This window comes from Pseudomonas sp. 30_B, from assembly GCF_017491605.1.
In the GTDB taxonomy this organism is placed as follows: domain Bacteria; phylum Pseudomonadota; class Gammaproteobacteria; order Pseudomonadales; family Pseudomonadaceae; genus Pseudomonas.
On record NZ_JAFGYY010000322.1, the window covers coordinates 1 to 454 of the forward strand.

At 66.7% G+C, this 454-nt stretch carries 1 pseudogene; it reads right to left on the minus strand.

What is annotated here, in order from left to right:
• Window positions 1–454 (minus strand): annotated as a pseudogene (locus J5M67_RS28500) (hypothetical protein); the annotation flags it as partial.

The following is a 454-nucleotide window of genomic DNA, read 5'->3' on the forward strand; positions in this document are numbered from 1 at the left end:
CGAATTCGATGTCCGGATAGCCCGGCTTCAGCAGCGCGATCAGCGGCGCCGGCATCGCGCACGTGAGCCTGCAACGATGTCGCCGCTGGAATTTCACGGCATAGCCGAACCAGCCGAGCGCTTCGCCGAGCCGGCCCGCCTCGAACTGAATCAGCACCGGCTTGCCGTGCGCGTCGAACTGGTGCTTGAAGACGCGCTTCTCGCCCGAGTCGATTTCGATCTGGAACGGCACGAAGTGCCTGCGCGTGCTCGTGACGATGCCCGCGCCGATCTGCGCGTCGAACAGCGGCGTATCGGTGTGCATGTCGCTCAGGCGGACCGTCCAGTCGCCGTCGGGCAACAGCACGCGGCAGCCGTCGTTGAAGTCGAAGCGCACGCCTTCGGTGCCGGACCAGGTCGGTATGTCGGCGGGCGGTGCGAAGCCTCGCGCATGCGTTGGCGCCTGTATGTGCGC